Below are 11,574 nucleotides of genomic sequence, written 5' to 3'. Positions count from 1 at the left end.
CCGAACAACCGAGTCAGTCCCCGAACGCCACGCCCACTCGTGCGCACCCCGCCAGGCTAGCCCGCACCTTCAATCCACACCCGCCACTCTCAGCTGGGTCTGGGGCAGCCGCAGGATTCGCGGAGGATGAGGTGCGGGGCGGGGACGTCGGTCAGGTCGAGGTCGTGGCCGAAGGTGCGGAGTAGAGAGTTGGCCGCTGTGCGGCCGATGAGGCTCGAGTCGACGGAGACGCTCGTCAGTGAAGGGTTCCAGAAAGCCGAGTCCGGCAGGTCGTCACAGCCGATGACCCGACAGCGTTCGCTGGAAACGTCACTTGCCCGGAGGGCGCGGAGCAGGCCGTAGGCGATCGTGTCGCTGTGACACATCACGCCGGCCGGGACGTCCCCGCCGACGAGCAGGTCACGAGCGATCTCGTACGCCGCCGCCGGGCTCGCCTCACACGGAACGGACCACGACGAGGCAAGGTCGACGTCAGAACCCGCTGCGTACCTGCCGAACGCGTGGGCACGTTCCACGCGCGGGCGGGCCGCCGGCGAGCCGCCGAAGTACGCAATCGAGGAGCAGCCATGGGTCGAGATCAGATGCTCTGCCCCGAGTCTGCCCACCGACTCTTCGTCCGGCCCGACGTAGGGCAGATTCGCGGCGCCGATGTCCCGATTCAGGATGACCGCAGGGAGACCGGCGAGGGTGGCGAGCACATCCTCGGCCACCGACCCGAGAGCGGGCAGGAGCAGGAATCCGTCGACGCGGTGCTCGGCGAGAGAACGCAGTACGACGGCCTGCCGCTCGACGTCATCCCCCGTCTCGATCGTGGCCACCAGGTATCCGCGCGCCGCGAGAACCTCATGCGCCCCGCGAACAGCCTCGGAGATGAACGGGTTCGCAATGTCAGGGATGACCAGGCCGACCAGCTGGGACTGCCGCATCCGCAGCCCCGCCGCTCCCCGGTTGTAGACGTACCCCAACCGGTCCGCGTGCTCGAGCACCCGCAGGCGCAGATCTTCGGCCACGTCCTCGCGCCCTCGCAGCACGTTGGACACCGTCGAGCGGGACACCCCGGCCGCGGCGGCCACGTCGAGCATCCGAACGTCTCCGGGCGTGTCCCTGCGCTTGGTCATGAGGCACAGGGTACCGAGGGGTTGACCTGTCCCCTAGCTGGCCTTACCGTTTCGTGGATCGATCCATGGATCGATCCACGAGTCTTGGACCAGAGGATGTGACGTGATGACCGATGTCGCCCGGGCCGTCGAGCAGCAGACCAGGAGGCCCTGGAAGCTCGCGATCCTCAGCTCCATGGCCGATTACATCGACGCGGGCTCGATCGTCGCGATCGGCGCCTCGCTGGCGATCTGGAAGACCCAGTTCGCACTGTCGTCGTCGACGGTCGGGCTGATCACCGCCCTCGGCCCGAACGCGCTGGCGGCAGGTATCGGCGCGATCGTCGGAGGCAGGCTGGGCGACGCCATCGGCCGCAAACGCATCTACCAGTTCGACCTGCTGCTGTACGCGTTCGGCATCCTGTTCTTCATCTTCGCCCAGGGTGTGCCGATGTTGCTGATCGGCTCCGTCATCGTCGGCTTCGCGGTCGGTGTCGACATTCCGACGTCGTGGGCACTGCTGAGCGAAGGATCGCCCGGCCACTCGCGGGGCCGATTGCTCGGGGTGACCAACATTCTCTGGAACCTGGGCCCGGTGGTCACGCTCGCGATCGCCGCGTTCCTCGCGCCGACCGGTGAATGGGCACCGAGGATCGTCTTCGGGCACCTCTTCGTCCTCGCGCTGGTCACCTGGGCGCTGCGCAACGGCATGGGTGAATCGGTCCGTTGGAAGGAGCAGCAGGCAGGCCAGACGGGCAACCCGCTGTCCTTCACGAAGATCCGGGAGCTCTTCACCCGCTCCAGCGGCACAGCGATCGCGTTCACAGCCTCGGTGTTCCTGTTCTGGAACCTCGCCGCCGGCACGAACGGTGTCTTCCTGCCGTTCATCCTCCGCACGGTCGGCGCCCAGGGCCAGACCGGATCGGTGGCGATCCAGGCGCTGGGGTTCCTCTGCGGCATCATCTCCGTCGCGCTGGTGTTCATGCCGCTGGCCGATACCGGTCGCCGTCGCCTGATCTTCTCGATCGGCGCAGCTCTCCAAGCGATCGCATTCCTGCTGTTTGCGCTGTTCCCGCTGACCACGACAGTTGCCATCTGCAACGTAGTGCTGTTCGGCCTCGGCCAGGGCATGGCGCAGTACCCGATGATCCGCGTCTGGCTGAGCGAGCTGTTCCCCACCAGCGTTCGCACCACAGCACAAGGTCTCGTGTACGGCGGGGTGCGGGTCGCGCTGTTCTTCTGGAGCCTCGCCGTCCCGGTGATCGCGGTCGCGGGCGTCTCCACCCTCGGCTGGTTGCTCACCGGATTCCTCACCATCAGCGGCGTGATCGGCGCCGTGTTCATGCCCGACACTGCCGGCAAGAGCCTCGAGCAGGTCCAGGCCGAGCGGACGGGAGTCGCGTGAAGCCCAGCATCCTGCTCATCGTGTCCGACCAGCATCGGCTCGACTGCGTCGGCGCATCCGGTTCCTATCCGGTGAGCACGCCCCGGCTCGATGCCCTCGCCGCACAGGGCGCCACCTTCTCCTCGGCGTACACACCGATCCCGCTGTGCACGCCCGCGCGCCAATCGTTGCTGACCGGCCGCCGCCCGGAGACGACCGGAAACCTGTGGAACTACGACCTCGGGCCCCGGATCCCCGCCCTCGACCCCGCGTCGTACTCCTGGCCGCGTGAGCTCCAGAAGCTCGGCTATCGCAGCCGGTATCTCGGCAAGTGGCACGTCAACCCCGACCACGACCCCACAGACTTCGGGTACGACGACTGGGTACCGCTCGACGCCTACGACAGGTGGCGGGCGCAGCAGTACCCGGACTCGTCGCTGCTGGAGGACTGGTTCGGCGAGGTCGATCCCGTGCCGACCGCGGACAGCCGCACGCACTGGTTCGCCGACCAGACCGCCGACTTCATCCGCGAAGCAACGGCCAGTGGGCAACCCTGGCACGCCCGCCTGGACTTTCTCGAACCCCATCTGCCGTGCCAGCCCACCGCCGAGTTCGCCGATCGCTTCCCGGTCGACGCGATCCCGCAGTGGCGGGACTTCGAAGATCCGTTGGAGCGCAAGCCGTACATCCAGCGCCAACAGCTCCTCAACTGGGGTGTCGAGGACTACACCTGGGAGGACTGGGCGCCGATCGTCGCACGGTACTACGCGGTCATCGCACAGCTGGACGATGCGATCGGCAGGGTGCTGGACGCCGTCGACGAGGCCGGCGCGGCAGCGGACACCCTCGTCGTCTACACCACGGATCACGGGGACATGTGCGGCTCGCACGGCATGATGGACAAGCATTACGTCATGTACGACAACGTCGTCCGGGTCCCGATGATCATGAGCTGGCCCGGAATGATTGCTGAAGGCAACGTGATCGACGGGTTCGCCTACAACACCCTCGATCTACCGCCGACCATCAGCACGCTCACCGGTATCCCCGCACCACCAGGCGCACAGGGTCTGGCCCTCTTCGATCACGTCGACACCGGCCTGATACCGACAGCGGCGCTGGAGGCACGCGAGCAGGTGGTGTCGACGTACAACGGTCAGCAGTTCGGCTTGTTCATCCAGCGCATGATCCGCACCAGATCGTGGAAGTACGTCTGGAACCCGACCGACGTGGACGAGCTGTACAACCTCGACGACGATCCGGAGGAACTCGTCAATCGCATCGGCGACGACAGTTCCACCCGGATCCTCGCCGACCTCCGCAAGCGACTGTACGAGCAACTGCTCCACGACGAGGACTCATTCGTCGAGAACGAGTGGATGGCCCGGCAACTGCTCACAGGCCGTAAGCTTCCCACCCGTACCTGAGCCCCGGTGATCCCCTGCTGTGGGAGGCGTGGCCTTTAGAAGGTGATTGCGGTGAAGGCTTGGGTTTGTTCTATGAGGGCTCGTTCGACCGGGAGGCGTTCGAGGGAGGAGGCGCCGTAGAAGCCGTGGATGCCGGTGGTTTTGCGGAGGACGTATTCGGCGTCGGCGGGTTCGGCCACCGGGCCGCCGTGGACGAGGATGATGATGTCGTCGCGGACGGCGCGGGCGGCCTCGGACCATTCGTTGCTCAGTTGGACGCAGTCGTCGAGGTTGCGCGCGGTCCCGGCGCCGATCTGGCCGCCGGTGGTCAGGCCCATGTGGCAGACGATCACGTCGGCGCCGGCCTCGGCCATCGCGGCGGCGTCCTCGGCGGAGAAGACGTACGGCGTGGTCAGCAGGTCGCGCTCGGCCGCGAGCCGGATCAGCTCGACCTCCCGCTGGTAGCCCATGCCGGTCTCTTCGAGGTTCTGGCGGAAGGTGCCGTCGATCAGCCCGACGGTCGGGAAGTTCTGTACGCCGGAGTACCCGGCCGCGACGAGCTTCGCGAGGAAGGCGTCGGGCTGGTAGAACGGGTCGGTGGCGTTGACGCCGGCCAGCACCGGCGTCTTCTCGACGACGGTGACGATCTCGGCCGCCATCTCGAGCACGATGTCGTTGGCGTTGCCGTAGGCAAGCAATCCGGCCAGCGAACCGCGCCCCGCCATCCGGAACCGTCCCGAGTTGTAGACGATGATCAGGTCGATCCCCCCGGCCTCCTCGCACTTGGCGGACAGGCCGGTACCGGCTCCGCCGCCGACGATCGGCTCGTGCCGCTCCACCTTGCCGCGCAACCGCTGCAGGATGTCGTGGCGCTCGATTCGGCCCATACTCGGTCTCCCTCGTGATCTCTTGTTGCTCAGGAAATCGCGCTGTGCAACCGCTGCACCATGGCGTCGGCGAACTCCACGGCGTTGATGTCGGAACTCAGTTCGACCAGCTCGACAGAGCTGTCCCGCAGTCCGGCGCGGACAGCGTCGAACAGTTCCTGGTCGGCCTCCGGGTCGTAGAACGCCCCGTCCTTGACCGCGATCGCCGAGATGCCGTTCAAGGGGATGAAGACCGTCGCCGGCCCCACCGACTCCCGAACCCTCGCCGCCAGTTGAGTGCCGAGCTCGCGACACTCCGCGGGCGTCGTACGCATCAAGGTCGTAGTCGCGTTGTGCTGGTAGAACAAGCGATCCGCGAACTGTGAAGGCACGGTGTCCACCGGCCCGAAGTTGACCATGTCGAGAGCGCCGAGCGAGACGACCGCGGGAGTCCCGGTCCGCGCCGCGGCGCGGAGCCGATCAGGTCCGGCGTCGAAGATTCCGCCGACGAGGTGATCGGCCAGCTCGGTCGTCGTGACGTCGAGGACGCCCGCGAGCATGCCGTTCGACACCAGCGATTCGAGCGTGCGTCCGCCGGCGCCCGTCATGTGGAAGACCAGGACCTCATACCCCAGCGCCTCCAACTGCTCCCGCGCCCTGGTGACGCACGGGGTCGTGACGCCGAACATTGAAGCCGCCACCAGGGGCTTCTCGTCGCTCGACGCCTGGACCGGCGCCGCGGTGACCATGCCGGCCATCGCCGCGGCGGCGTTGCCGAGGACACGGGTCGAGATCCGGTTCAGCCCGGCCACATCGACCACGCTCGGGACCAGGATCAGATCCGTCTCACCGACGTACGGCGAATTGTCGCCGGCAGCGGCTGTCGACACGATCAGCTTGGGTACGCCGAGCGGCAGTGGCCGGAACGCTGCTGCTGCGAGCGAGGTACCGCCGGTGCCGCCGAGGGCCATCGCGCCCTGTAGCCGGCCCGCGCCGTACAACTCCTCGACGACCTTCGCCGCCCCGCGCGACATCGCCTGGACGGCCGCGCCGCGATCACCCGCAGCGACCAATCGGTCGAGGTCCTCACCGGCTCGCCCGGCGACCTCACGGCGAGAGATCTGCGGTGGGAAGCCCGGCTCCCCTAGCACTCCGCAGTCGATCATGATCACCTCGACTCCGAGGTCGTGGAGTCGTTCGGCGACGAACCGATACTCGGAGCTCTTGGTGTCGAGCGTGCCTACGAGTGCGACGGTGGCCATGGTCTCCTCCCGAAGTTCTGTCCCATGATGGAGGACCGGAATGAAGGCAACGAGAGCCAATTCCCCGCGAATGGTCACCCCGCTGAATGTGCATCAGATGGTTCGCCTGATGGGACAGTGGGGGCTGGGCGAGGGCGCTCTGCACACGCAACTGGCGAGCCACCTGCGGATGCTGGTCGTCTCCGGCAAGCTGGCGGCCGGTGTCCGGCTGCCGTCCGAACGTTCGCTCGCCGAGGCGCTGGACGTCAGTCGCAACACTGTCGGCTCGGCGTTCGACGAGCTGCGCGGCGACGGGATCCTGACCAGCCGGCGCGGTGACGGCACGTATGTCAGCTCGGCCCGGCAGTTCCTCGGGGTACGCGGTGACGACCGGTTCGAGTCGTTCCTGGCGAACGCGCCGAGCATCGGACCGCGGATCGACCTGCGCAGCGCCGCGCTCCCGGGACTCCGCCTGGTCGTGGACGCCGCCTCGGTCGTGGGTCCGGAGCTCGCGCCGCTGGTCGACTCCCACGGCTACGTCCCCGAGGGTCTGCCCGCGCTGCGCGCCGAGGTCGCGAAGTACTACAGCTCGATCGGCCTGCCGACCATCTCCGACCAGATCCTGATCACCTCCGGCGCCCAGCAGGCGATGCGGATGGCCGCTGTCTCGATGCTCGAGCCGGGATCGGTCGCATTGGTCGAGGAGCCGTCGTTCCGCGGCGCGATCGAGGTACTCCGGGCCGCGGGCGCGCGGCTCGAACCGATCCGGCGCGGACCGTACGGCATCGAGACCTCCGAGCTGATCGCCGCGGTACGCCGTACCAGGCCGAAGCTCCTCGTGATGCAGTCGACCGTGCACAACCCGACCGGTTCGGTGATGAACACCGGCCGGCGACGGCAGCTGGCGATCACCGCCACGAACCTCGGCCTGACCGTGCTCGACGACACGACGCTGGCGGACGCGATGATCGACGAACCGCCGGCGACGCCGATGGCCGCTTGGGGGCCGGGCGTGATCACGGTCGGCTCGGTCAGCAAGTCGTTCTGGGGCGGCCTGCGAGTGGGTTGGTTGCGTGCCGATCCCGCGACCGTCGCGGCGCTGGCATCGATTAAGGCGGGCGAGGATCTCGGTACGTCGCTCCTCGCGCAGGTGACGACTGCACGGCTCCTGCCCCGGATCGACGAGGCCAGAGCCGAGCGCAGCCGGGTGCTCGGAGCGGCCCGCGACCTCGTCCTCGACTCGCTCACCGAACTCCTGCCTGAATGGGAACCAGTGGTGCCGGTCGGCGGAGCGTCCCTATGGGTCCGGCTGCCGGTCCCGATTGCGACAACGCTCGTCCAACGCGCGGAACGTCTCGGCGTACAACTGCTTCCCGGCCCGACCTTCAGCTGTATCGACGACTTCGACGACCACCTGCGGATCGGGTTCGCGGCGAGTCACGCCGAACTATTGGCCGGAGTACGCGCGCTGGCCGAGGCCTGGCGGATCGTCGGCAACCGCGGCTGATCCTCGCCACGAGTGCCGAATTGGCACTGTCGGACTTCACGTCCTGCTTCCAGGATGGCAGGACAACGGACAGCCAACGCCAGGAGGCACATCGTGGGTCGTGGAGGACTGACACCTGCCGACGAGGTCGTCGTCGAGCCCCAGCCGTGGGGCAAGCTGGAGTGGATGGTTTCGGGGGCCATCGGCAACTCCGACACGATGACGATCGGTCGGTGCACGATCGAGCCCGGCGAGCAGAATCCCCCGCACTACCACCCGAACTGCGACGAGGTGCTGCACGTCGTCAGCGGAACGATCGACCACCGCCTCGGCGATACCCAGCTGCCGATGTCCGCCGGCGACACCATCTCGATCCCGGCGGGGACGGTCCACAACGCCCGCAACGTCGGTACCGACACCGCGGTGATGCTGATCGCGTTCTCGACACCCGACCGGAAGGTCGTCGGCGAGTAGAAGCCGGGAGGGTGACATGACAGACGAGGTCGCGATCCGCCGTACAGCTTTGACACGAGCGGCGCGGAAGGTGCGGAGCGGGGTCAGCGGGCAGAGCCGGCTCGAGCGCCGCTGGGGTCTGCTGCTGGCGATGCCTGCCATCATCGGGTTCGTCGTCTTCAGCCTGGCGCCGATGGCGGTCTCGGCGGTGCTCAGCCTGACCGACTGGACCATCGGGTCGACTCCGTCGTTCGTCGGCATCGACAACTACACGAAGATGTTCACCAGCGATCCGCTGTTCCTCAAGTCGCTCGGCGTCACGACGTACTACACGCTCGGCGCGGTGCCGCTGACGCTGGTGGTCGCGTTCGCGATCGCGATGCTGCTGAACGCGAAGGTCCGCGGTCTCGGCGTCTATCGCACCATCTACTACCTGCCGACGCTGGTGCCGAGCGTCGCGAACGCCGTGCTGTGGCTGTGGATCTTCAACCCGGACTTCGGCCTGCTGAACTCGACCCTGCGGCAACTGGGGGCGCCTACCTCCAACTGGGTCTTCAGTGAGACCGCTGTGGTGCCGTCGCTGATCCTCATGAGCAGTTGGGGTTTCGGCAACATCATGGTGATCTTCCTCGCCGGCCTGCAGGGCGTACCGCGGCATCTCTACGAGGCGGTGGCGATCGACGGCGGCGGCGCCTGGCGGCAGTTCCGCCACGTCACGCTGCCGATGATGACGCCGGTGCTGTTCTACAACCTCGTCACCAGCATCATCGGCACGTTCCAGGTCTTCAACCAGGCCTACATCATGACCCAGGGCGGCCCGAACAACGCGTCGACCTTCTACGTGTACTACCTCTACACGACCGCCTTCACCAAGAGCCAGATGGGCTACGCGAGCGCACTCGCGTGGGTGCTGTTCGTCCTCGTCATGGTGATCACGGTGGCCCTCTTCCGGTCGTCGAACCGTTGGGTCTACTACGAGATGGGAGCCGCGCGATGACCAAGGTCCGCAAGCGCCGGATCCTCCTCTACGCCGTACTGATCGTCGGAGTGGTACCGACCCTGCTGCCGTTCGTCTGGCTGGTCCGCAGTGCGTTGATGGACAACAACCAGATGTTCATCGCGCCGCCGGAGTGGATCCCGAACCCCTTCAAATGGTCGAACTTCAGCGAGGCGCTGACCGCGCAACCGTTCGCCCGCTACTTCCTCAACACGATGATCATCGAGGTCTTCACGGTCGTCGGCACGCTGCTCACCTGCTCGATCGCGGCGTTCAGTTTCTCCCGGCTCCGCTGGCGCGGACGCAACATCGTGTTCGGCATCCTGCTCAGTGGGCTGATGCTGCCGCAGGCCGTGCTGCTCGTGCCCACGTTCCTGATGTGGGACGCGGTCCAGGCGATCAACACCTACTACCCGCTGATCGTGCCGGCCTGGCTCGGTGGCGCGGGCGGCGGCATCTTCAACGTGTTCCTGCTCCGGCAGTTCTTCCTGACCATCCCGTACGAGCTCGACGAGGCGGCGTACATCGACGGAGCCTCGCCGTTGCGGGTGTTCTGGCAGGTGATCGTCCCGCTCTCGAAGCCGGCGCTGATGGTGGTCGGGATCTTCACCTTCATCCGGACCTGGAACGAGTTCCTCGATCCGCTGATCTACCTCAACGACAGCAGCAAGTTCACCCTCGCCCTCGGCCTCGCGTCGTTCCAGGGCACCTACAACGCGCAGTGGGGCTACCTGATGGCGGCCGCCACCGCGACCATCCTGCCGATCGTCGTCCTGTTCTTCTTCGCCCAGCGCTACCTGATCGAAGGCGTCACCCTGACCGGGGTCAAGGGCTGACCATCTTCTCCGCCGACTGCTTTGGAAGGCACATGACCGTACACAAGATCGCCCTCGTCGGGGCAGGCAACATCTCCCGATCCCACCTGACCAGCTACGCCAACCACCCGGACCGCGTCGAGGTCGTCGCGGCGGCGGATCCGCTCGCCGAACGACGCGAGTGGGTGCGCGACACCTACGGCGTCACGCGTACGTACGAGTCCGTCGCCGAGATGATCGAGGCCGGCGGCTGGGACGTCGCAGTCGTCTGTACGCCGAGCCACGTGCGGACCTCCGCCGTACTCGAGCTCGCTGCCGCGGGCAAGCACATCTTCGTGGAGAAGCCGCTCTCGTTCGACTTCGCCGACGCCAAGTCGATCGTGGACGCCTGTGACGCGGCGAGGGTCCAGCTCGCCGTCAACCAGAACTTCCGGGACAGCTACGCCTTCGGCCTCGGCCGCGAGCTGATCGAGCAGGGCGAGATCGGCGACGTACTGGCGATCTCTCAGCAGGAGATGATGTTCCGGCAGGACAAGGGCTGGCGGCTGACCCAGCAACACCACGCGTTGTCGGTGATGGGAATCCACTGGTTCGACGGGTTCCGCCTGCTCTTGGGCAAGGAAGCGACCTGGCTGTCGGCCCGGACGTTCTCGTCGCCGGCCATCGAAGCGGCCGGTGAGACCGACGCCAGCGTCCAGATCTTCTTCGGCGACACCCCGGTCACCTACGTCCAGAGCTTCTCCAGCAGGCTCGACCGCACCGAAACGGTGGTCTTCGGTACGACGGGCACCCTCCAGCTCGGGTACGCCGAAGCCGTCCTGCACCACGAGGGCGAGTCCAAGACGATCCCCAACCCGCTGGTCGGCAGCGGACGGTCGGAGGCGATGTTCCTCGGACTCGATCGCCTGCTGACCGCCGTGGAGACCGGTGTCGAGGCCCCGAACAGCGGCCGGGACAACCTGCGGACCATCGCGCTGCTCGACGGCGCCTACCGTTCGGCCGAGTCCGGCGCCCCCATCGAGTTGAAGGACGGTCTGCCCTCGTGATGATCGCATTCTCCAAACCGACCCGCGGCGCCGAGCAGCAGCGGCTGCTGTTCGACCGCTATCCCGAGTTCGGGTTCGCCGGCCTCCAGCTCAAGGGCAACCAGTACGGCGACTACCTTGCCGATCCGGTCGCGGACGCCGAGCGGTTCCGGGCCGACTGGGGATCCGAGCCGGGGCATGTCTCCTCGTTGATCACGATGAACCCGCTCGATGCCGAGGGCAAGGAACGGCTTCGCGCGATCATCGGGTTCGCGAGCGGGGTCGGCTCACAACGGGTCGTGCTGTGTCACGACGTACCCCGGGACGGGCTCGACGACAGCGATCTGATCCGCTTCGCCGGGGAGCTGTCCGATCTCGCCGAGGAGGCCGCCGGGCAGGACGTCGTACTCTCGCTGCACCACCACACCGGTGAGCCCGTCATGCATCGTCGTGACTTCGAGGTGTTCTTCGGGGCCGTGCGCGACAACACTCTCCGGCTCACGGTTGACACGGGGCACCTGCTGAAGTCCGGTGTAACCGACATCTCCGGGCTGCTCACCGACTTCTCCGCCGTGATCGACAACATCCACCTCAAGGACTACGAGGACGGCGAATTCCGCCTCCTGGGACAGGGCTCGGTGGAGCTGACCAGCGTCCTGGACACCATTGCCAAGCTCGACCCGGGGACCACCCTGTGCGTCGACGAAGAGAGCCGCGCCGAGATCCTCGAAGGACTGCAGGTCTCGCGCGACTTCCTCGGTCAGCATCCGTTGCCGGCCTGACCCACCGCCGTACCAGCTTTCT

The 11,574-nt window shown here is 66.9% G+C and carries 11 protein-coding genes; 8 read left to right on the top strand and 3 right to left on the bottom strand.

What is annotated here, in order from left to right; all coding sequences use genetic code 11:
* Window positions 1–89: 89 nt before the first annotated feature.
* Window positions 90–1,118 (bottom strand): LacI family DNA-binding transcriptional regulator, encoded by a 1,029-nt coding sequence (locus tag ACQPYH_RS11520; protein WP_432889898.1) that lies wholly within the window; start codon window positions 1,116–1,118, stop codon window positions 90–92.
* A 106-nt stretch (window positions 1,119–1,224) separates the two neighbouring features.
* Here ACQPYH_RS11520 and ACQPYH_RS11515 point away from each other — a divergent pair, with 106 nt between their 5' ends.
* Window positions 1,225–2,502, top strand: a complete 1,278-nt coding sequence (locus tag ACQPYH_RS11515; RefSeq protein ID WP_432889896.1) for an MFS transporter — start codon at window positions 1,225–1,227, stop codon at window positions 2,500–2,502.
* Window positions 2,499–3,908 carry a sulfatase-like hydrolase/transferase gene (locus ACQPYH_RS11510; RefSeq protein ID WP_432889894.1) on the top strand — a complete coding sequence of 470 codons (1,410 nt, stop codon included), beginning with the start codon at window positions 2,499–2,501 and terminating at the stop codon, window positions 3,906–3,908. The genes ACQPYH_RS11515 and ACQPYH_RS11510 overlap by 4 nt, the downstream gene beginning before the upstream one ends.
* A gap of 35 nt (window positions 3,909–3,943) precedes the next feature.
* Here ACQPYH_RS11510 and ACQPYH_RS11505 read toward each other — a convergent pair whose 3' ends face one another.
* Entirely contained in the window at window positions 3,944–4,774 is an 831-nt protein-coding gene (locus ACQPYH_RS11505; protein ID WP_432889892.1) for a phosphoenolpyruvate hydrolase family protein, read from the bottom strand.
* Window positions 4,775–4,803: 29 nt separating this feature from the next.
* Entirely contained in the window at window positions 4,804–6,015 is a 1,212-nt protein-coding gene (locus ACQPYH_RS11500) for a Tm-1-like ATP-binding domain-containing protein (RefSeq protein ID WP_432889890.1), read from the bottom strand.
* A gap of 97 nt (window positions 6,016–6,112) precedes the next feature.
* Between ACQPYH_RS11500 and ACQPYH_RS11495 the strand changes: the two genes are divergently transcribed.
* The 6 genes from ACQPYH_RS11495 to ACQPYH_RS11470 all read left to right on the top strand — a co-directional run bounded on the left by ACQPYH_RS11495 (window position 6,113) and on the right by ACQPYH_RS11470 (window position 11,552).
* Window positions 6,113–7,501 carry a PLP-dependent aminotransferase family protein gene (locus ACQPYH_RS11495; protein WP_432889888.1) on the top strand — a complete coding sequence of 463 codons (1,389 nt, stop codon included), beginning with the start codon at window positions 6,113–6,115 and terminating at the stop codon, window positions 7,499–7,501.
* A 93-nt stretch (window positions 7,502–7,594) separates the two neighbouring features.
* Window positions 7,595–7,954 (top strand): cupin domain-containing protein, encoded by a 360-nt coding sequence (locus ACQPYH_RS11490; protein WP_432889886.1) that lies wholly within the window; start codon window positions 7,595–7,597, stop codon window positions 7,952–7,954.
* Window positions 7,955–7,970: 16 nt separating this feature from the next.
* Window positions 7,971–8,930 (top strand): carbohydrate ABC transporter permease, encoded by a 960-nt coding sequence (locus ACQPYH_RS11485; RefSeq protein WP_432889884.1) that lies wholly within the window; start codon window positions 7,971–7,973, stop codon window positions 8,928–8,930.
* A complete protein-coding gene (locus ACQPYH_RS11480; RefSeq protein WP_432889882.1) occupies window positions 8,927–9,766 on the top strand; it encodes a carbohydrate ABC transporter permease in 840 nt (279 codons plus the stop codon). The genes ACQPYH_RS11485 and ACQPYH_RS11480 overlap by 4 nt, the downstream gene beginning before the upstream one ends.
* Before the next feature lie 32 nt (window positions 9,767–9,798).
* Window positions 9,799–10,791, top strand: coding sequence for a Gfo/Idh/MocA family protein (locus tag ACQPYH_RS11475; RefSeq protein WP_432889880.1), 993 nt, complete (start codon window positions 9,799–9,801; stop codon window positions 10,789–10,791).
* Window positions 10,791–11,552 (top strand): sugar phosphate isomerase/epimerase family protein, encoded by a 762-nt coding sequence (locus tag ACQPYH_RS11470; protein WP_432894380.1) that lies wholly within the window; start codon window positions 10,791–10,793, stop codon window positions 11,550–11,552. The genes ACQPYH_RS11475 and ACQPYH_RS11470 overlap by 1 nt, the downstream gene beginning before the upstream one ends.
* Window positions 11,553–11,574 lie beyond the last annotated feature (22 nt).

This window comes from Kribbella sp. CA-245084 (assembly GCF_050942355.1).
Classification (GTDB): Bacteria; Actinomycetota; Actinomycetes; order Propionibacteriales; family Kribbellaceae; genus Kribbella.
Note: the sequence above shows the minus strand (reverse complement) of the source record. Positions and strands in the feature narration are given on the sequence as shown.

Bases quoted from the DNA above. Each gene is read 5' to 3' on its own strand.
- ACQPYH_RS11515 (WP_432889896.1), top strand. From the start codon at position 1,225: ATGACCGATGTCGCCCGGGCCGTCGAGCAGCAGACCAGGAGGCCCTGG.
- ACQPYH_RS11500 (WP_432889890.1), bottom strand. From the start codon at position 6,015: ATGGCCACCGTCGCACTCGTAGGCACGCTCGACACCAAGAGCTCCGAG.
- ACQPYH_RS11505 (WP_432889892.1), bottom strand. From the start codon at position 4,774: ATGGGCCGAATCGAGCGCCACGACATCCTGCAGCGGTTGCGCGGCAAG.
- ACQPYH_RS11485 (WP_432889884.1), top strand. From the start codon at position 7,971: ATGACAGACGAGGTCGCGATCCGCCGTACAGCTTTGACACGAGCGGCG.
- ACQPYH_RS11475 (WP_432889880.1), top strand. From the start codon at position 9,799: ATGACCGTACACAAGATCGCCCTCGTCGGGGCAGGCAACATCTCCCGA.
- ACQPYH_RS11480 (WP_432889882.1), top strand. From the start codon at position 8,927: ATGACCAAGGTCCGCAAGCGCCGGATCCTCCTCTACGCCGTACTGATC.
- ACQPYH_RS11495 (WP_432889888.1), top strand. From the start codon at position 6,113: ATGGTTCGCCTGATGGGACAGTGGGGGCTGGGCGAGGGCGCTCTGCAC.
- ACQPYH_RS11520 (WP_432889898.1), bottom strand. From the start codon at position 1,118: ATGACCAAGCGCAGGGACACGCCCGGAGACGTTCGGATGCTCGACGTG.
- ACQPYH_RS11470 (WP_432894380.1), top strand. From the start codon at position 10,791: ATGATCGCATTCTCCAAACCGACCCGCGGCGCCGAGCAGCAGCGGCTG.